18 protein-coding genes are annotated in these 19,774 nt (G+C 49.0%); 8 read left to right on the top strand and 10 right to left on the bottom strand.

Annotated elements, in window-relative coordinates:
- The first annotated feature begins 117 nt into the window (after window positions 1–117).
- Together LBF07_RS08175 and LBF07_RS08170 are read left to right on the top strand one after the other, a co-directional pair.
- On the top strand, window positions 118–1,539 hold the full coding sequence (locus LBF07_RS08175; protein WP_016243846.1) for a YfjI family protein: 1,422 nt from the start codon (window positions 118–120) through the stop codon (window positions 1,537–1,539).
- A 124-nt stretch (window positions 1,540–1,663) separates the two neighbouring features.
- The gene (locus LBF07_RS08170; RefSeq protein WP_016243845.1) at window positions 1,664–2,290 is read left to right on the top strand and encodes an inovirus Gp2 family protein; all 627 of its coding nucleotides are present in this window, start codon (window positions 1,664–1,666) and stop codon (window positions 2,288–2,290) included.
- 64 nt (window positions 2,291–2,354) lie between these two features.
- On the opposite strand, the gene LBF07_RS08165 is transcribed toward LBF07_RS08170, so the two are convergent.
- From LBF07_RS08165 to LBF07_RS08150, 4 genes are read right to left on the bottom strand one after another with little or no spacing between them, the layout of a single operon-like run.
- The gene (locus LBF07_RS08165) at window positions 2,355–2,999 is read right to left on the bottom strand and encodes a hypothetical protein (protein ID WP_016243844.1); all 645 of its coding nucleotides are present in this window, start codon (window positions 2,997–2,999) and stop codon (window positions 2,355–2,357) included.
- Between the two features lie 15 nt (window positions 3,000–3,014).
- Window positions 3,015–3,770 (bottom strand): PD-(D/E)XK nuclease family protein, encoded by a 756-nt coding sequence (locus tag LBF07_RS08160; RefSeq protein ID WP_094935880.1) that lies wholly within the window; start codon window positions 3,768–3,770, stop codon window positions 3,015–3,017.
- 41 nt (window positions 3,771–3,811) lie between these two features.
- A complete protein-coding gene (locus LBF07_RS08155) occupies window positions 3,812–4,795 on the bottom strand; it encodes a LeoA/HP0731 family dynamin-like GTPase (RefSeq protein ID WP_224435149.1) in 984 nt (327 codons plus the stop codon).
- 14 nt (window positions 4,796–4,809) lie between these two features.
- A complete protein-coding gene (locus LBF07_RS08150) occupies window positions 4,810–5,496 on the bottom strand; it encodes a YafY family protein (protein ID WP_224435141.1) in 687 nt (228 codons plus the stop codon).
- 460 nt (window positions 5,497–5,956) lie between these two features.
- Between LBF07_RS08150 and LBF07_RS08145 the strand changes: the two genes are divergently transcribed.
- The 6 genes from LBF07_RS08145 (at window position 5,957) to yfjT (ending at window position 9,859) form a co-directional block, all read left to right on the top strand.
- Window positions 5,957–6,820, top strand: a complete 864-nt coding sequence (locus LBF07_RS08145; RefSeq protein ID WP_016243835.1) for a GTPase family protein — start codon at window positions 5,957–5,959, stop codon at window positions 6,818–6,820.
- A 91-nt stretch (window positions 6,821–6,911) separates the two neighbouring features.
- Window positions 6,912–7,733, top strand: a complete 822-nt coding sequence (locus LBF07_RS08140) for a DUF932 domain-containing protein (RefSeq protein ID WP_008324532.1) — start codon at window positions 6,912–6,914, stop codon at window positions 7,731–7,733.
- 216 nt (window positions 7,734–7,949) lie between these two features.
- Window positions 7,950–8,651 carry a WYL domain-containing protein gene (locus LBF07_RS08135; protein WP_224435140.1) on the top strand — a complete coding sequence of 234 codons (702 nt, stop codon included), beginning with the start codon at window positions 7,950–7,952 and terminating at the stop codon, window positions 8,649–8,651.
- Between the two features lie 40 nt (window positions 8,652–8,691).
- Complete coding sequence (gene ypjK / locus LBF07_RS08130) at window positions 8,692–8,928, top strand: protein YpjK (RefSeq protein WP_111975987.1); 237 nt, start codon at window positions 8,692–8,694, stop codon at window positions 8,926–8,928.
- Window positions 8,928–9,368, top strand: coding sequence for a YfjS/YafY family lipoprotein (locus LBF07_RS08125; protein ID WP_111975986.1), 441 nt, complete (start codon window positions 8,928–8,930; stop codon window positions 9,366–9,368). The genes ypjK and LBF07_RS08125 overlap by 1 nt, the downstream gene beginning before the upstream one ends.
- A gap of 23 nt (window positions 9,369–9,391) precedes the next feature.
- Window positions 9,392–9,859 (top strand): protein YfjT, encoded by a 468-nt coding sequence (gene yfjT, locus LBF07_RS08120; RefSeq protein WP_111975985.1) that lies wholly within the window; start codon window positions 9,392–9,394, stop codon window positions 9,857–9,859.
- Window positions 9,860–10,605: 746 nt separating this feature from the next.
- Here the strand turns inward: yfjT and LBF07_RS08115 are convergent.
- The 6 genes from LBF07_RS08115 to kdpB all read right to left on the bottom strand — a co-directional run bounded on the left by LBF07_RS08115 (window position 10,606) and on the right by kdpB (window position 19,774).
- On the bottom strand, window positions 10,606–12,024 hold the full coding sequence (locus tag LBF07_RS08115; RefSeq protein WP_111975984.1) for a trehalose-6-phosphate synthase: 1,419 nt from the start codon (window positions 12,022–12,024) through the stop codon (window positions 10,606–10,608).
- Between the two features lie 47 nt (window positions 12,025–12,071).
- A complete protein-coding gene (locus LBF07_RS08110; protein ID WP_111975983.1) occupies window positions 12,072–13,478 on the bottom strand; it encodes a glutamine synthetase family protein in 1,407 nt (468 codons plus the stop codon).
- 293 nt (window positions 13,479–13,771) lie between these two features.
- Window positions 13,772–14,449 (bottom strand): two-component system response regulator KdpE, encoded by a 678-nt coding sequence (kdpE, locus tag LBF07_RS08105; RefSeq protein WP_111975982.1) that lies wholly within the window; start codon window positions 14,447–14,449, stop codon window positions 13,772–13,774.
- 6 nt (window positions 14,450–14,455) lie between these two features.
- Window positions 14,456–17,134, bottom strand: a complete 2,679-nt coding sequence (gene kdpD, locus LBF07_RS08100) for a two-component system sensor histidine kinase KdpD (RefSeq protein WP_111975981.1) — start codon at window positions 17,132–17,134, stop codon at window positions 14,456–14,458.
- An 11-nt stretch (window positions 17,135–17,145) separates the two neighbouring features.
- The gene (kdpC, locus tag LBF07_RS08095; RefSeq protein ID WP_111975980.1) at window positions 17,146–17,721 is read right to left on the bottom strand and encodes a potassium-transporting ATPase subunit KdpC; all 576 of its coding nucleotides are present in this window, start codon (window positions 17,719–17,721) and stop codon (window positions 17,146–17,148) included.
- A gap of 10 nt (window positions 17,722–17,731) precedes the next feature.
- Window positions 17,732–19,774 (bottom strand): potassium-transporting ATPase subunit KdpB, encoded by a 2,043-nt coding sequence (gene kdpB / locus LBF07_RS08090; protein ID WP_111975979.1) that lies wholly within the window; start codon window positions 19,772–19,774, stop codon window positions 17,732–17,734.

The following is a 19,774-nucleotide window of genomic DNA, read 5'->3' as shown; positions in this document are numbered from 1 at the left end:
CTTTTATTTTTTTGTTTTTTTCTGAATGCTCCGTGTTCATCCTGCTATTTCTGCAATTAATAGCGGAATGGCAACTTGAGCGAAACTTTTTAACGTTAATTTTATTAGAGGTATTGCATGTTTAACGCTCGTCCTTTTCCTATTGATTCGTTTCCTCAGATTATCAGAAATGCGGTTTATGAAGTGGAACAGCACACGCAGGCTCCTCAGGCTTTGATTGCCGCATCGGTACTGGGAGTTATTTCGCTTGCATGCCAGAACCGTATTGATGTGTGCCGACTGAATAATTTGCGCAGTCCGGTATCACTTTTCTTACTGACGCTGGCGGAATCTGGTGAACGCAAAAGTACTGTGGACAAACTACTGATGAAGCCATTGTATCAACTGGAAGAAGAATGGTTTGAAAAATATAACCATGACTTGGTTGTCTGGAGGAATGAAGAAACGGTTTTTAACATTGAAAAGAAAGCCCTGATGTCAAAACTGAAGTCAGATATTCGCAAGAATAAAGATCACTCGGCAACGAATGAACGTCTGAAAGAGTTTCTGGAGTCGCATCTTAGAGCACCAGTGAGGTTCAAGCAGATATTTAACGACGCTACACCTGCGGCTATTAAGGATTACCTCTGTGGCTACTGGCGTTCTATCGGTATTATGTCTGATGAGGCTGGTACCATTTTTAATGGTTATACGCTGAACGAACTCCCTTTTATCAACAAAATGTGGGATGGTGCAACTTTTTCCGTGGAAAGGAAAAGCGAACCAGAGAAATTAATCAAAAATGCCAGACTGACGTTAGGTTTGATGGTTCAGCCTGATATATTTAAAGGTTATCTGCAACGTAAAGGTGATGCAGCTAAAGGTATCGGATTCTTCGCACGGTGCTTGATATGTCAGCCTGATTCAAAGCAAGGTTCCAGAATAATCTCCAGCCCAGTTATTTCAAGTGAACATTTGCCGATATTCCATCAGCGACTGATGGAGATAGTTAACGAAAATATTGCTAGAGATAATCAAAATGAACGTCTTTGTCTGCGCTTCTTGGTAGAAGCGGAAAATCGCTGGATAGAATTTTATAACAAGGTGGAGTCAGATATGGGCTTACTTGGCACCTTAACAGACTTTAAAGACTATGCATCTAAGATCGCAGAAAATACGGCAAGAGTGGCCGCTCTTCTGCATTTTTTTAATGGCAATGATGGAGATATACCTCTTTCTGCAGTCGAAGATGCTGTGAGGATATCGACCTGGTATCTAAATGAGTACATCCACTTATTTTCTAAGCCTCAAGAATTTACTCTGGCAATCTCGGAGGCGGATGAGCTTTATTGGTGGATAAAAAACCATTGTAATCGCCTTGTAGTACCTTACATTACTAAAAATACCATCCTCCAATATGGCCCTAATAAATTCAGGAGTCGTAGTAAAGCAAATGAATTGCTGAGTGCTTTGTTCTCTCAAAATAAAATCCTTGTAGGGAAGAGGGGGAAAACTACATTAATAGCTATCGCTGGTTTGAACCCCGCAACTTCATTCTAAGTAAATGTTTTAATTCAGGAGTAAAAATGAACCATGAGCCCACCTCAGTTAAGGGTTTATTATCATGATAGGTAATATATATTAGATTCATCACTTACTTCAATATCATAAAACTGGATGCTATATGACATACGATAGTGAATACGGATCACACGTATCCCTATATCGGGATAGAATCAAACAGGTTATTGATGACTCTCTCAATGAACATCCTAATTCAATGATTCTACGTGTTGATCTGCATGACCCAATTGATACAGAAAATATGGATAACCCATTCTTTCAACCCAGGGTTGACTCTGGTGCTATATCTCGCTTTACTAGTGCGTTAAAAGCAAAGCTTGAACACGATAAGCATATTAAAACTCAACGAAAAGACTGGCCTGAGAGTCGACATTCTACCTTACGTTACGCATGGGTTAGAGAATATACCAAAAATGGAAAGCGGCATTATCATTTAATACTGTGCTTCAATCAGGATGCTTATTATCATGTAGGTGATTACGATTTAAACCGTAACACTCTAAGAACAATGATAACAACAGCTTGGTACAGTGCACTTGGCATCCCGCTTGATGACTCTGGGAAGTTAGTTAATTACCCGTCAAATGGCAAATACCTTCTCAATCGTAAAAGGAACAACTTCGAGCAAACTTACAACGATTTGATGAACAGGGTGGATTACATGACCAAAGTAAGGACTAAAATAGTCGGTGATGGAGACCGTAATTTCGGTTGCAGTCGCGGGTAATTTATTTTTTACAGCAATGGCCTTTCTTATGGATGGAAAGGCCAATATTCTTCAGTTAAAATTATTAGCTGCTTGGGGTGTGCATATCGGACGAAAAGATAGCATCCAGAATTTCAGTCGATTTCAGTAACTTTTCAAGTGCTGTTCTTAGTGGGGAAAATACCTCATGCTCCACTGGAAATTCACCATACTCCCTCCAGCACTCAGTAAGTAATATTGGGTCAAGGGTAACAGGATGAAAATACCCACCCTTTCCCCTATCCACTAATCCTAATTCATGGAGTTGCTTACGATGTTTTTGCTGAATTGCAAGCGTATAACTAGTAATCTTTTTGGCCCCACCAAAAAAGCCAGCATTCAGTTTAAACTCAAAACCAAACTGTCCCTGCTCGGTTCCTGTACCAGTTAGCACGGCTAAAATATAATCATTTCCATCAGTAACTGTCGAACTGTTTTCAAACCAATATTTGCAATTAATTCCTTCAATTACCCAGGTTGGGTGGGCCAGCCAGCAATAATCCTGATGTTCATAATTTGCTTTGCCTACCCAGTTACTGTCGTTCATAAATCGTTCAACACACTGATCAAAGCTTTTCCAGAAGGCTGGGATTATATACTGTTCAAAATAAACGACAGCTTCGTTAAACATCTTTAGTTTAGAAAGTATCAGTATACCGGCCTGACGTTCCGTTTCGCTATGTGGGTTCATGTCTAATCCCTTAAATTAAAATTTACGAACTCGATTAAGAAAGCAAAATGCTGCATGTGCAGCCATTTGGCGTGAAGGTGAGTTTTCATTGGCAGAAATGAGTTCTTTGTAATGCGGTTGCAACGAAGACCCTAAAGTTGTGGCGAGACTTCGCCAAGAAATACAGGGAACATCCTCTGGTTTGAAATGTGCCCCACAGGTCAGCGGCTTTCCACCATGGGGCGTTAAAAAGACAACGGCCCAAGGACGTGACATCGCGCGTACTTTGGCATCAGAACAGTATCTGGCAACTTGCTCCGGCTGCTCATATGCGTCAATTTTCACCTCGATAAGCAGGAAAAAATTATCCGCATTGATCTCTACATCAACACGATTTGTATTATCGCCGGTAGGATTCGTTTCAACTTGTACTCGGCAGTAGTTACGATAATCCTCAGGGATATCTTTCCGGTTGCGTCGTATTGTCCGTAAGAATGCCTGTAAAGGTAGTCTCCCGAAACCATGGGTCCCTTCGGGATCAAGAAGCCAAGCAAGGACTGCAGAATTGCGAACTTCTCTACGTTTGAGGCCAGCAACTTCCCATGGATCAAAAGATAAAGATCGATGCTGCAAAACTTTCAGTGGGTCAGAGAGTTGATTAAAAAATTCGGCTAATTGCACTGTATCAACATTTATTTTTTTATCTTTTTCTCTGGTCCATTCCTGATTTTTTGGCCATTGCTGAAAAAATTTCGGTAGCCAATCGACCAGTGAAAAATTATCATTATCCATTCGAGTACTCATTCAGAAGAGGATGTAGTTCTTGGACTGTATTAATCCGGTAACTCGGAATTAAGTTCATCTTCGATAGTTTCTGCCATAGTACGCCATGCTTGGAATCGTTGCTGACTTTCCCTACTGGCATTCAGGCTGGCTTCAAGTTCTCTGGCATTACTTTTCAAATCGCCAAAGAACTGCTCCTTGAACTGAGTTTTTCCTATCAGTTCTTTCAGATTCTCACGCTGAAGCTTAAAGTTCTGAATCATACCTGCAATGGCTTCCTGGAATTCTCTTTCTCGCTGATATTGCTGGTAACTATCCCACGCCTCCAGCGCTATACCGACTACAATCAACGCTCCATTTGCCCCTTTCGCCAGTTTAGTCGCTCCCCAAGGCTTGAATTTTAATGCATTCCCGAAATCCTTACCAAATAACTTACCCATGCCAACAATACCATCGCGGGCACCGATCACGGTCTTGTTGTTAATCAGATTACCCTTTAGGACATGATTAATGCCTTGTTTTCCAAACGCCTTGATAGTGGTATTGAACTGATTAACTTCAGTGTCAAAGCTTAGTTGCATTTTCTCCATGTTGATTTCAATCGGCTGAATCTGTCGGCTGAATTCGTTTTCCAGTCGCATGCTGACGATAATTCCATCATCGCCCACTTCACGTTCAAAGAACTCGCTGAAGGTTTCCATGCTGCATCCTTGAGCTTGCAGAATTAGATCGGAGAAGTAGCGGATGACAAATTCACGCAGATTAATCACGGTGTTTTCGATTTCCCGATCTGCCTGTGCGAGCTCCGTTTTCATTCGGCTATAAAGGCTGTCGAGTTTGAGGACTTCTTGAGATATTTTTTCATCGTTATCAATAGCAACGGGCAGCTGGTTGTGCAAAATATCGCGGATAACGCTGCTGCGCATGTCATTGGCCAGAGCCATATTGCCACCGCTGTGTTGGATCTTTTCAGTGGTTGCGGCTTGCAGGCTGGATATGTGAGATAACGATTTAAACTGTTCACTATTCGCCAGCCAGTGCTCAGTCCCTAGATCAAAGGGGTCATCCCGTAGTCCATCTCGATGATTTCGGGGCGTTCAACACGTGGGTGCGGCACGAAATCCAACTCAACGATGCGCGTCCACTGGATATCATTATCCGGTCGTTCGTTGGCCTGCGGAACCTCTTCAAGCAATGTTGGCGCTTCGATGCGGGTGACGACGAAATCCCGAAACTCTCCACTCTTGCGATCAAAGGCCCGGGCGTGCCAGCGCAGGCCGGTATCTACCAAAGCAAAGGGCACAATGACCCGTTCGGACTTTCCGCTGCTCATCGAGTGGTAGCGGATGGCGACGGGGCGCTTGGAGTGGATGGCTCGACAAATCACGGCCAACACATCCATCTTGGGTATGCTCAGGGCTGTGGGGGATTCACAGGGTAGCAACGCCTGCATTGGGCCATTCACGCCATCGCCAAAGCCCAGAGCCAGCGCCGACAGAACACGCTGCGATGCGTGCTCGAACAACGGAGAGAACGCCTGCCCGATACGATAGATCTTGTCGCTACCATCAAAGGTGATGTTATTCGGAGCGATCTCCCGGTACAAAGCCAAATCGCGAGTCGCTCCTGCTGGAGCAACGCCAAAGCGCTCAATCAGATCTGGGCGACCGATCTCACCGAAGAAGTAAAGCCGAAAATCGATGTAGGCCAGCCGTTCGCGCTGGACCTGACTCAAGTCGTCAAGCCGCTTACAAGGGGGACTAGGCATGAATCATCACTATAGGGAAAAATAAAAATTTAATACGGTAATCAATAAAGTGCCATGATTATAATCAAATTGATGACAATCAGCATTAATACTTATGTAAAAGCAAGAGATGACGTTTCAAATATAGACAGTCATCGTATTAGCTGATGTTTCTATAACGTTAGATTAATGCCTAACAACTATAAAACCTTACTGCCCAATGCCCTATCGCCCCTCGGACAATTTGCCCTTATCCACTGATCGGGCCTGAGGATGAGGGGGGCAGAATAACCTAACGACTTAGGGGCCGGGATCACAGGCGGCAGCTGTTTAACGCTTACCTTAATTCAAATTATTTTCAGACATATATCATTCTTCTGAACATACCCGACTAACGGCGGAATCTCACGATTCTGCCGTTTTTGTATTATTTTTCAGAGGAGTAGTAATGAACAATTCTGAAGGTTTGAAGCCGTTTCAGCAGTCGCTTGATGGTCTGCCACAATGGGTATCTGAACGTATATTGCAGCAGATAAATCAGTTAACCCGCTACGAGCCAGTGATCGGCATTATGGGTAAATCCGGAGCCGGGAAATCCAGCCTGTGTAATGCCCTGTTTGCCAGTGAGGTATCGCCAGTCAGCGATGTTGCTGCCTGTACCCGTGAGCCACTGCGCTTTCGGCTGCAGGTTGGTGAGCGGTTTATGACGCTGGTGGACCTGCCCGGTGTGGGTGAAAGTGGCGCTCGCGATACCGAGTATGCTGCGCTGTACCGCGAACAGCTTCCTCGCCTCGACCTGGTGCTGTGGCTCATTAAAGCCGATGACCGCGCACTGGCAGTGGATGAGCACTTTTATCATCAGGTAATTGGGGAGGCATACCGGCATAAAGTACTGTTTGTGATCAGCCAGTCGGATAAGGCCGAACCCACCAGCGGTGAGGGACTATTGTCCACGGCGCAGAAGCAGAATATCAGCCGCAAAATCTGTCTGCTGCATGAGCTGTTCCAGCCCGTACATCCGGTGTGTGCTGTGTCGGTCCGTCTACAATGGGGGCTTAAGGTGATGGCCGAGCGAATGATTAAGTGCCTGCCACGTGAGGCCACCAGCCCGGTAGTGTCGCAACTCCAGTCTTCCTTTCGCACGACGGTAGTCCGGGAGCAGGCTCGTAGCGACTTTGGTGAAACCGTCGGTGCTGTACTCGATAGCATCAGTGCCTTTCCCCTGATACCCGCCCCGGTGCGGGCCGTCATTCAGGCCGTGCGCAACACCGTGGTGTCAGTGGCCCGCGCCGTCTGGGATTTCTTCTTCTGAATATTTAACCCATTCCTGTTATTTCCCTGACCCTGTCGCCGATGCGACGGGGATCCCTTTTATTTGTTTTCCCGTTATGAGGAGTCTGCTTATGACCCGTCTGGCTTCGCGCTTTGGCGCAGCAAACCTTATTCGTCGCGACCGCCCGTTAACCCGCGAAGAGCTGTTTCGCGTGGTGCCCAGTGTATTCAGTGAGGACAAACACGCATCCCGTAGTGAGCGTTATACCTATATACCCACCATATCCCTGCTGGACAGCCTGCAGCGCGAAGGCTTCCAGCCGTTCTTTGCCTGTCAGACCCGGGTACGCGACCCGGGTCGACGCGAGCACACAAAACACATGCTACGCCTTCGTCGGGAGGGGCAGATTACCGGTAAACAGGTACCAGAAATTATCCTGCTCAACTCCCATGATGGCACCAGTTCGTACCAGATGTTGCCGGGTTTATTTCGTGCGGTTTGTCAGAACGGGCTCGTCTGCGGTGAGTCATTTGGCGAGGTGCGTGTGCCGCACAAAGGCGATGTAGTGAGTCAGGTGATTGAGGGGGCCTATGAAGTGCTGGGCATTTTTGACCGTGTGGAGGAGAAGCGGGATGCGATGCAGTCGTTGCTGTTGCCACCACCTGCGCAGCAGGCACTGGCAAAAGCCGCGCTGACGTACCGCTTTGGTGAGGACCACCAGCCGGTGACTGAGTCGCAGATCCTCTCCCCGCGCCGCTGGCAGGATGAGAGTAGCGACCTGTGGACCACGTACCAGCGTATTCAGGAGAACCTGATTAAGGGTGGGCTCAGTGGCCGTAATGCCAAAGGAGGACGGTCACATACCCGTGCCGTTCGCGGTATAGACGGGGACGTGAAACTTAACCGGGCACTGTGGGTGATGGCGGAAGCGATGCTCACGCAACTGCAGTGACCGTTTAATGTTGCCGCTTTGTTAATATCGGACACCACCTGTCCGCATCGCACCGTGCTGGCGGTCCTCACTCACTGAGGAATGGCCTGTAACCCCCGCTGCCTCTGGCTTTTGCAGAAATGAAAAATAGTTTCTGTGATGTCCATACCCTGTCCGACCCCCTCTTTAAAGTAATCACATCATTTTCAGTCAGTTAACTTTCACGGAGAACGTCTCATGACACAGGCAGAACGCCGCCATGACCGGCTGGCTGTCAGGCTGTCACTGATAATCAGCCGTCTGGTGGCAGGGGAAACGCTGAGTGTGCGTAAGCTGGCCGCTGAGTTTGGTGTGTCGGTGCGCACGCTGCGGCGTGATTTTCGTGAGCGGCTGATGTATCTGGACCTGGAGTATCAGTCCGGATATTGCCGCTTACGTACTGCGGGCAGTGAGACGCAGATGGTGCCCGACGTGCTTATCTTTGCCCACCGCAGCGGGATGGCCGGTCTTTTCCCTGGCTTTGACCGTCGTCTGGTAAACGCACTGCTGATGTGCGATGAGTCTCCCTGCGTAATCGCACCCGCCAGTCCGGCTCCTTCGCTATCAGGCGCATTGTCTTTCTGGCGACTGATTCAGGCCATTACCGGGCGCAGGCGGGTGACGCTGATTGCCGAGGGGCAGCGCTGTGAGCGGCTGGCACCCTGCCGGTTACTTATCCACCAGCAGGCCTGGTATCTGGTGGCAGAGCACGACGGACATATCGCCGTATTCACCCTGGATGAAATCCATCTGGTTCAACCCCTGCAGGAGACTTTTCGCCGCAATGACAGTCTGTGCCGCCTGACTGAAGACCCGGTCTTCAGTCAGGCCTTACCCCATTTTCGCTTTATCCAGCAGTCACTGCTTACGTTTGTTCCGGCTGACAGCCCACCGGAATAGCGCAGGCGTTGTTATCAACCCGGCAACAGGGAGGAGCCCAGTGCCCGTTATTGCCATTATCGCCATTGTTATCATCGTCATTATTCTGAACAAAACCGGGGTGTCCGAGAGCCTCACAGCCCTGACACTCGCCACCGTTGCTGCACTACTGACGGGAGGTGGCGCAGCTGGTGCTGCTAGTGTCGCGCTGACGCCGTTCGTCGGCGTGCCGGTGGGTATTTTCGTGGGGATTTATGTCTTTGCCAAAGTGGTTCGTCTGATTTCAGGGAAAAAATAATGAAACGTAAAACACTACCTCTGCTAGCGCTGGTTGCCACCACTCTGTTTCTGAGCGCCTGCGATGACAGGAGTGATGACCTCAAAGCTATCAGTAAATTTAAGGACCTCACGCCTCCGCGCTTCAGCGATGTGGTCAGCCGTCAGGATGATGTCAGGGAAGAATGGTCGCAGATTGCTCTTTCTGGCCCCACTCTGCAGGTCTTACGTACCCGCCAGTCGCCCGATGGTTGCGAGGGCGGCAGTTACTACTATCTGGTGGATATGGAGGAAAAAACCGTCCAGCCTCTGATGAATGCGCTATGTATTGCCGACAACATCAACCTGGAATACCACGAGAAAACTGACCCGCGCACCCGGGAGCGTTTCCTTGAATATTCCCATGACGGCAAACTGATGGGACGGCTGCTGATACCCTCAAATCCTGATAACCGGGAATAAATACAAAGACAAAGGAGACAGAAATGAAAGTACGTTCACTAAGCCGGTATGTGCTCTCAGGCGTGCTGCTTACCAGCTTTAATGCCTCAGCGGTTCCCGGACTATGGCAGCAGGGTTATGGCCAGGGCAATGCGGAATACAGCGTGACGGATGCAAGTGGGAAAATGTTTACCATCAACTGTACGGAAAATCCGGACCAGAACGGTATTTACCAGCACTCGGTTTTTCTGACCCTCGCAGGGGATAAAACGATCAGCTCGCATGATAACAGTACCGACATCACAGTGGTGATGGACCATAAGCAATATGCCATTCCCTCAACCCTTGGCTGGCGTAACGGGGATAATGCCTGGTTTAGTTTCATCATGGATATCCGTAAGGCCAGGCAGTTCGAAGTCTACGTCAATGACCGCAAAGCAGGGACCTTCAGCGTTGACCTAACGAACGCTACGAAGGCACTGCCAACATTAGCGGACTGCACTAACGAGTGACTGTTGCGCTTTCCATCCACAACAACATACCTGGCTGCCTCTGGCAGCCAGGGCTTATTTTTTTCCTTTCTATTTCCACCGATTAGTCCAAGCATTTCCGAATAATGAGCGCAGTGGCCAGTTTTAGTTGACCATATAGAAATGATAAAATAATCACGTGTTATGTTGAGATTATTTATTTAGCGGTTGAGAGAAACTATGGATAAAATTTGTGATAAGTGTGCACACATGATGAGTGCATGCACCTGTGGAACTTGTGAGAACTGTGACGAGAAAGAATCGGATTGTACCTGCAAAAAATGTAGCCAGTGTAATAATCTTGAGGACTTCTGCTCTTGCAGAGTTTGTGAAGAATGTAGTGAAAAAGAAGCAGAGTGCTGCTGTTAAAATGTTAACAATACCGGCTGCAGGAGCTACCTGCCTGCAGCTTCGATTGCCGACGTGACCCGCTCCCAGTTGGTTAGTGTATTTCGATTCTTGCAACAATCGCTGGACTCACAGCATAAAGCGGACAAGCTTTCTAAACTAAAGGTCCGCTGAGAGCGAAGAGCGGACTTTCCATTTTTGAAATATTGGTACATAAAGCGAATGAGGCGTTCAAACTTCATCTGACCCGCTGAAGTGAAGTGATGATGAATCAGACCTGTCCAAAATCAGAGAGTTCGCAAAACGAAAATACAGATTTGTATAAAAAGTTAAGCCTGCACCGCTTAATCAGAACTCGGCAAGATGGCAGGCTTTTAAAATCAGTAAATTTTTTGAGGTGTAAATATGCCGAAGTGTGAGCCGCTCAGCACCATTCTGGATGGTGCATCGTGTGAGGTCTTCTGCAGGCGAGTAATAAACTCCTTCGCCCACCAGTAACAATCATAACGTTTCACTTTTGCCAGCAATTTACTGTGCCTGCGTTTACGTTCATGCAAAGGCATCATCAGCGCCGAATGAAGTGATTCACTGGTATTGTAGGCATCATATGGGTTTACTGTTATCGCCTCGGTCAGTTGTTCTGCGGCTCCGGAAAACTCAGATAACACCAGTACTCCCGGGTTGTCGGCATCCTGTGCAAGAATGAACTCTTTGGCACATAAACTCATCCCTTCTGACAGCGGTGTGAACATGGCGACGTGCGCTTTTCTGTAAAGCGCATAAATGACGTCACGATTACAAAGTCCGTTATGGATGTAATTAACCGGATACCAGGAAAAATCACCGTATTGACCATTTATTTCACCGCAGAACCGTTCAAGTCTCGAATTTAGCTCGGGTGAAGAATGGGGATACTCGCGAGAAGGATCTGAAATTTGCAATAAACTGACATCCTGAATGTATTGCGGATATTTATTTAACAACTGGCGCATCGCATCCAGTCGATAGTGGATCCCACTTATATCGCTGATAACGTCATTGCTGATGATCACATCTCTCTGGTATTCTCTGACAGGTTCGGCATCCAGATTAATATTGTCGATGAGCGTGTTGTCGATACCACAGGGAAATATTCCCACTTTAATTAATCTTCCGTTAATTTGAATGGCATCGGTTGAGATTCGTTCAGCACGGTAGTACCGTAAAACATATGACAAGAAATTATTTATGTCAGCACTGGATTGAAATCCAATTAGGTCATATTGTAACAGTGACTGCATAAGCCAGTCATGTTCCGGAACAGTACGGAGTACCTCTCCTGGCGGGAAAGGCTGATGCAGGAAAAAACCACATTGGTTCTGACAACCTGCATCCTTCAGCATTTTTCCTGACGGCAGCAAGTGATAGTCATGCACCCAAACGATATCTTGTTTTTCAATATGTGAAATAACCGCATTAACCACATCCGTATTATAGGTTTTCCAGGTGATAAAAAACTCTTTTTTGTAACACGCAAGATCGGGGCGGTTGTGGAATATAGGCCACAGTACTTTATGAATATACCCCTGGTAATAGTTGTCGTATTCATTAGGTGAAAGATCCCAAGAGAAAACCTGGCACCCAGGTTTCAGGACATGCTGGACCGCGCGCGATTTTCTGGCCGTAGATATTTCACCATTCCAGCCAAACCACAGCCCGGGATGTTTTTTAAAGATCTGCGAAAGGCTGATGAGTAATGGATCAGCGATATTTTTATCCCGCGTTTCACTGCGGTTAGACAGAATAATTAAACGAGACATATTGACCTCATCTTTTTCATTAGCAATTGTTAGCGGCAAACCTTTTCTCAGAACGTTATTGCGGACTCTTCATGCGTTACAATACTTTCGAAAAGCGTCAGTTCCGCAAGTTTGCTGTGGATCCACTGCTGTGAGAATTCTCGGCCCAAACTCTCCGTCAGGTACGGGGATTCCTGAAAAGCGTCAAGTGCATGTTGTTGAAAAAGGGGTAATGGAGGCGCTACATGGATAATATTATCAAGATCATCATCATCAATATTTTCCAGGCCATATAACATTCCGGTCAGGATTGTTGCCATCACTAAATATGGGTTGGCATCAGCACCCGCCAGACGATATTCGATACGACTGTTTTCTTTTGATGAACATGGGATACGTAATGCCGCAGAGCGCTTATTATATCCCCAGGAACTGAACAGTGGTTCATTGAGGTTTTTACGCATCCTGCGGAAAGCATTCACCCCCGGAGCCATGATTGCGAGTGACCCAGGCATCAGGTGGAGTAAACCCGCCAGACACAGCCGTGTCATCTCGTTCAGCTCATCAGGCGCCGCGGCAAAAACATTATTGCCATGGATATCATTTAAGCTGATATGGAAATGTAAGCCGTTGCCCGCAAGCTGAGAAAAGGGCTTTGCCATAAAGTTGGCTTTATAACCAAACTCACTGGCAACAATGCTGGTTAAGCGGCGCAGTGCCAGTACGTTCTCGCAGACTTCCACCACCTGATGCGAATGTCGCAAATTAAGCTCGAATTGTCCGGGTTCCGCTTCACTGACAATCCCTGTCAGGGAAAGATTTTGCGCGGCAGCCATCTTTTCCAGACGTTCTATAAACGGCGTATACGTTGATGGTACCGCCATCTGAAAACATCCCTGTCCACGTGTTTCTGCTGTCTGCTGATCAATAAGATAAAATTCAATCTCCGGCGCGATGATCGGGTATAAGCCGTGATGATGGAACCGACGAAGCACATTCTCCAGTATGACCCTTGGCTCCATGGCATAGGGGACTCCTTCTGCATCCTGCATAGACAATAGCAACTGTGCATTTTCACGAGGCTCATAAGCTGAAGGTCGCAATGTTCCCTTCACAGGTAAACAGAGTCTGTCAGGTTCATCCATCACCAGACTATCGGAGGCTCGACAAACCACTTTTCCTTCCCAGTCCATCGAGTAAACTGATTGCGGGAAATAGCATCCATTTGCGGCAGACCAGAGGTCATCTACGGTGATCCGCTTCCCTCTGAACGTCCCGTTGACATCATTCAGATAGATATCAACATGCTTTGTCTCAGGGTACCGTAAAAGATAGTCTTTGACTTCCTGCTGGAATTCACTTCGTGAATCTCTCTGCTTTTCTATAGCCTCTGCACAAGTGTTTCCTGTCGGCTGCGAGAAGCTCAAAAGTGCCCGCATGTTTTGTAAAAGTGAGGATCTCATTATTGAATACATAATTATCTATCTGATATACCTTTCGGCGACAACAGGAGTATAAAAAATGGTTATGTGCATGGATATAAAGAAAGCGTTAAAAACAAAAGCGATGATGTAAAAAAACTATATATTTACGGGCCATTACAATAGTGCAAAATTACTTACAAGTCATTAGGTGTGCTGTAGTTAAATATTAATGAGGGGGCGATATTGGTTTTTTAATCATATTGCTGAGTGCTTGTTAAATATTTATATTCAACCTGCCTGATTTTTTCCTCCGCGTCCTGCGGAGGAAAACTGTCTACGCTTGATTAAAATACAAACCGATAACCCACACCGCTTTCTGTCAACAAGTGGCGGGGTCTTGCCGGATCGATTTCCAGTTTCTGCCTGAGATGGCCCATATAAATGCGCAAATAGTGACTATTTTCAACGGCATTCGGTCCCCACACCTGGCTTAAGAGTTGGTGGCGAGTCAACACTTTGCTGTTGTTATTAAGCAATAGTGCTAACAGGCGAAATTCAATAGGCGTAAGGTGGATCTCCACGCCACGGCGAGTCACAATTCGCGCGGTAATATCCACTTTCACATCCGAAAAGTGCCAAACAGTGTCAACCGGTGTTATGGCACTGTGTCGGCGGAGCAGCACCCGCATCCGCGCCTGTAATTCGCCGATGCCAAAGGGTTTGCAAAGATAGTCATCAGCACCGTGATCCAGTGCTTCAATTTTATCGTCTTCACTGCTGCGCGCAGAGAGCACCATGATGGGGACTTTGCTCCATTGCCTGAAGTCCCGGATAAATTCGACGCCGTCACCATCGGGTAATCCCAAATCCAGCACCACCAGATCGGGTTTGCGCGTTGCCGCCTCAATCAGACCTCGCTGCAGTGTTTCAGCTTCGTACACGCGCATTGATTCTGCTTCCAGTGCCAGGCGCACAAAGCGACGGATTTCTTTTTCGTCTTCGATAATCAGTACCGTTATCACATGACCTCACTCTAAACCGTCAATCTGTGGGGGCGGATCCTGTGGCAGACGGACGATAAAACTGGCTCCCCCATCAGCACGATTTCCGGCCACAATGGAGCCGCCGTGGACCTCGACTATCGCCTGACAAATAGCCAGCCCAAGCCCGACACCTGGGATCGCCGATTCTTTATTACCCCGTGAGAACTTGTCGAAAATGGCCTGTTCCTGCCCGGCGGATATGCCTTTGCCGTTATCCCAGACTTCAATCTCCATCCATCCGCTATCAACATGTGCATTCAGGCCGATAGTGGCATTACGCCCGGCATATTTACCGGCGTTTTCCAGCAGATTAATCAATACGCGTTCAAACAATGGCCCGTCGACATACACCAGTCGCAATGGCTCGGGGATATCAAGTTTAATTTTCTGTCCGTTCAGTGACATCTCCAGAATACGTAAGGCGCTGCCTACTATCTCCTCAAGCGTGATCCACTCTTTTTTAAGGCTGAATCCACCAGACTGGATACGGGCCATATCCAGTAAGTTGTTAACCAGACGCGTTGTATTCAGTACATGCTGGCGAATTTCACTTGCCTGCAGGGCATGTTTAGACCCTTCGCTGGCGAGATCGAGTGTGAGGATCTCCGCCTGGCCAAAAAGCACGGTCAACGGCGTACGTAAGTCATGTGACAGCGCAGCAAGCAGTGAATTTCGTAATTGTTCGCGTTCACTATTGAGGCGTGCCTGTTGTTCGCTTGAAATTAATGACTGGCGCTCAAAGGTGCTGGCGATCAGCATAATAAAAGTTTCAAGCAACCTCTGCTGCTCTGGGATCATTAACTGGCGAAGATTCGACGGTTCAACAATCACCAGGCCGTGTGTCTTATTGGCGCTTTTCAGCGGCAAAATCAGGTAGGGGACGCCCGGTAACGTATCAGTTCCCGCCCCGGCGGGCAGCCCTTTATCAAAACTCCAGCGCGCAATGCCATCATCCCAGGGCGTCATCCCCTGGCTCTGCGCAACCGCCTTCAGTTTTCCGGATGAATCGGGCAGTAATACCTGGCTCAGTGCATTAAATGTTGACTGAATGAATATCTCGCTGGTCTTCGCAATATCATTGCTGTTACGTCCGGCGGCCAGCGCCTTCGACATTTCATAGAGCTGTCGGGTGCGCTGCTCACGGTAGCGTGCAATACGCGCCTGATAACGCACTCCCGCTGTCAGATTACCGATGATAAGCCCGACAGTCAGCATCACGGCAAATGTCAGCAGATACTGCACATCGGAAACGGCAAGGGTGCCACGGGGGGCGATAAAGAAGAGATCAAAACTGATGACATTGATAAAGGTAGCCAGCACCGATGGCCAGCGGCCGTAAAACATTGCCACGACGACGACGCCGAGCAAATAGAGCATAACCAGGTTGGCGGCATCGAACGCCAGCAGCCATTGATTCGCGACAAGGGTAATCACTGTGCACAGCACCAGCGCCAGTACGCACCCCTGAATTTGTACGCGCCATTTATCACTGAAGGTGCGATTGTCTACCGTTTTGGCCTGCAAAACGGCGGGTTTGTCGTCCAATGCAATAACCATCAAATCGAGATCGGGGGCAGAGGCAGCGAGTGTCTCGGCAAAACCCGGGCGATAGAACCAGCGACGGCGATTGCGACGTCCAATCACAATTTTTCCGAGATTATGCTCACGGGCATAGCGCAGAATGGCTTTTTCCGGAAACGATTCTGAGAGTGTAGCGGTTTCTGCCCCCAACTCCTGGGCAAGGTGTAACGCACTCAGTATGGCGCGTCGCTGCTGCTCTGGAAGTTTGTGCAGGGCAGGGGTTTCCACGTAAACTGCACGCCAGACACTCCCGAGTTTTGCGGCCAGACGCGCAGCAGTGCGCACCAGCTTTTCATTACCGCTGTTATGACCGAGGCAAAGTAAAATGGCATCCCGGGTGTGCCAGACTTTTTGCTCACCCTGATCGTCTCGCCAGGCACGCATCTGGTCGTCAACGCGATCGGCTGTGCGCCGCAGCGCCAGTTCGCGTAATGCAATCAAATTCCCTTTACGGAAAAAGTGTTCAATTGCCCGCTCGGCCTGGCCGCCTATATAGACCTTACCCTCGTTTAAGCGTTGACGCAGATCGTCAGCAGGGAGATCCACTAACACTACCTCGTCGGCAGCATCAAAGAAGGGGTCCGGAACCGTTTCCCGCACCTGGATGCCCGTGACGCCGCTGACGACATCATTAAGACTTTCAAGATGTTGTACATTGACCGTCGTGAAAACATCGATACCGGCTTCCAGCAGTTCTTCTACATCCTGCCAGCGCTTGGGATGGCGTGAACCCGGCGCATTGGTGTGCGCCAGTTCATCCATCAAAATAAGCGGAGGACGCCGCGCAAGCGCAGCGTCCAGATCAAACTCCTGAATGAGACGTCCCCGGTAAGCTATGCGTTTAGCGGGTAACGTCGCCAGACCATCCAGTAAGGCGGCCGTTTCCTTACGGCCATGGGTTTCGACTACCCCAATCAGAATATCAAGCCCCTGCGCACGCAAGCGTTGCGCTTCCTGCAGCATGGCATACGTTTTCCCGACGCCAGCGCTGGCACCAAAGAAGATTTTCAGCCTCCCGCGGTGAAGAGCACCTGTCTGCTCTAACAGACGATCGGGATCGGGGCGATTGGGTTCTTCTGTCATTATTAATAACCTTATTTGCTCTGCAATGTATCCAGGGCCAGGTTTAACCGGGTCACGTTTACATAAGGCTGGCCAATAAAGTTCAACAGAGGCATCACGGTGTTTTCATCTACCAGACGTTGCACGTCCTGAGCAGACATACCCCGAGCTTGCGCTACGCGAGGCAACTGCCATTTTGCAGCATCCGGAGATATACCGTTATCCAGTCCACTGGATGATGCAGTGACCAGGTCAACCGGAACCGCGCCTTCAGCTTGTGGATTCGCCGCACGCAGCGCGTCCACACGCTCTTTGAACGCTTTATCCAGCTCTGGGTTACTGCCAGCCAGGTTGCTACCGCTGGTTGCCATTGGATTATATGGGGCTTCAGCAGTGGCCGAAGGACGGCCCTGGAAATACTTCGGCTCAGTAAAGTTCTGGCCCAACAACTCCGAACCTCGTACTTCACCATTCACTTCAATCAGTGAGCCATTCGCCTGATGCGGGAACCACCACTGGCCAAGCAGCGTCGTCAAGACGGGATAAAGACCACCCGTGATGAGCATCAGGATAACCAGCATCACGATTGCCGGACGTAACTGTGTCATAACAATATCCTCAAACCAGGCCAAACAGGGTTAACAACAGATCGATCACTTTAATGCCGATAAATGGCACAACCAGCCCACCCAGGCCATAAACCCACAGGTTACGGCGTAGCATCGCGGAGGCGGTGAGCGGTTTATAACTCACCCCTTTCAGTGCCAGCGGGATCAGGAACACGATGATCAGAGCGTTAAAGATAACTGCACTCAGAATCGCCGATGTGGGTGAATGCAGGTGCATTACATTGAGCGCATTCAACTGGGGGTAGGTCGCTGCAAACGCCGCCGGAATAATGGCGAAATACTTCGCCACATCGTTGGCAATACTGAACGTCGTCAGCGAACCACGGGTCATCAGCATCTGTTTACCAATGTGTACGACCTCAATCAGCTTGGTGGGGTTGGAATCCAGATCCACCATGTTGCCTGCTTCTTTCGCAGCCTGCGTACCCGAGTTCATGGCTACCGCCACATCTGCCTGCGCCAGCGCAGGGGCGTCGTTGGTACCGTCACCGGTCATCGCGACCAGACGTCCTTCCGCCTGATACTGGCGAATCAACGCCAGTTTGGCCTCAGGGGTCGCTTCGGCCAGAAAATCATCGACACCGGCTTCTGCCGCGATTGCCGCCGCCGTTAAGCGGTTGTCACCTGTGATCATGACCGTCTTGATACCCATTTTACGCAACTGGGCAAATCGCTCTTTGATGCCGCCTTTAACGATATCTTTCAGTGCAATAACGCCCAGTACTTTTGATCCTTCAACCACCACCAGTGGGGTAGCCCCCTGGCGTGCAACGCTCTCAACCAGCGTATTAACGTCTGCCGGGAAGTGACCGCCGTTAGCTTCAACATGGCGACGAATCGCATCAACTGAGCCCTTGCGGATCATTCGTTCGCCGATATTGATGCCACTCATACGTGTTTGCGCGGTGAAAGGCACAAAGGTGGCGTCATGTACATCGCGTTCGCGCAGGTTGAAGCGCTGTTTGGCCAGCACCACAATGCTACGGCCTTCCGGCGTTTCATCCGCCAGTGAGGAAAGCTGCGCCGCATCGGCCAGGACTTTCTCGTCAATACCCGGCGCAGGCAGGAACGCCGATGCCTGACGATTACCCAGGGTGATCGTCCCGGTTTTATCCAGCAACAGCACGTCAACATCGCCAGCGGCTTCCACGGCGCGTCCGCTTGTCGCTATGACGTTAGCGCCAAGCATACGGCTCATCCCGGCGACACCGATGGCAGATAGCAGTCCACCGATTGTTGTTGGGATTAAACACACCAGAAGCGCAACCAGCACCGTGACGCTGACAGCCACACCGCCATAGGCGGAGAACGGCCAGATGGTTACGGTGGCCAGCAGAAAAATCAGCGTCAGCGCGACCAGTAGAATGGTCAGGGCAATTTCGTTTGGCGTCTTACGACGTTGCGCCCCTTCAACCATGGCAATCATCCGGTCAAGGAATGTTTCGCCAGGGTTGACGCTACACTGAATCACCAGCCAGTCAGATAAGATGCGCGTGCCGCCGGTCACCGAAGCAAAATCACCACCGGATTCACGGATAACAGGCGCGGACTCACCGGTAATCGCACTTTCATCAACCGAGGCGCCCCCTTCGATGACTTCACCATCACAAGGAATAATGTCACCGGCTTCCACCAGTACCACATCGCCTTTGCGTAAGTCGGAGGCCGGAATGTGGTCAACCTGAGCGTCATGCTGCGGCGCTCGCAACTTACGTGCAAACGCCGTTTTCTTCACGCCACGCAGACTGTTTGCTTGCGCCTTGCTGCGTCCTTCTGCCATCGCTTCAGCAAAGTTCGCGAAAAGCACGGTTATCCATAGCCACGCGCTGATGGCTGCGGTAAACCCGGCACTTCCTGCAAGATGTCCGGTCGCCATTGCAATTGCCAGAATGGTGGTCAGAACACTGCCAATCCAGACAATGAACATGACTGGGTTACGCCACTGAATATGTGGGCTCAGTTTAATAATTGAATCTTTTAGCGCCTGACGGACCAGTGCAGGTTCGAGCAGGGCCAGTTGCTTACGGCTCAT

Source organism: Enterobacter cloacae complex sp. ECL352, assembly GCF_020149545.1.
In the GTDB taxonomy this organism is placed as follows: Bacteria; Pseudomonadota; Gammaproteobacteria; order Enterobacterales; family Enterobacteriaceae; genus Enterobacter; species Enterobacter asburiae_B.
The sequence above is the reverse complement of the archived record's forward strand: the minus strand, read 5'-3'. Positions and strand labels throughout refer to the sequence as shown.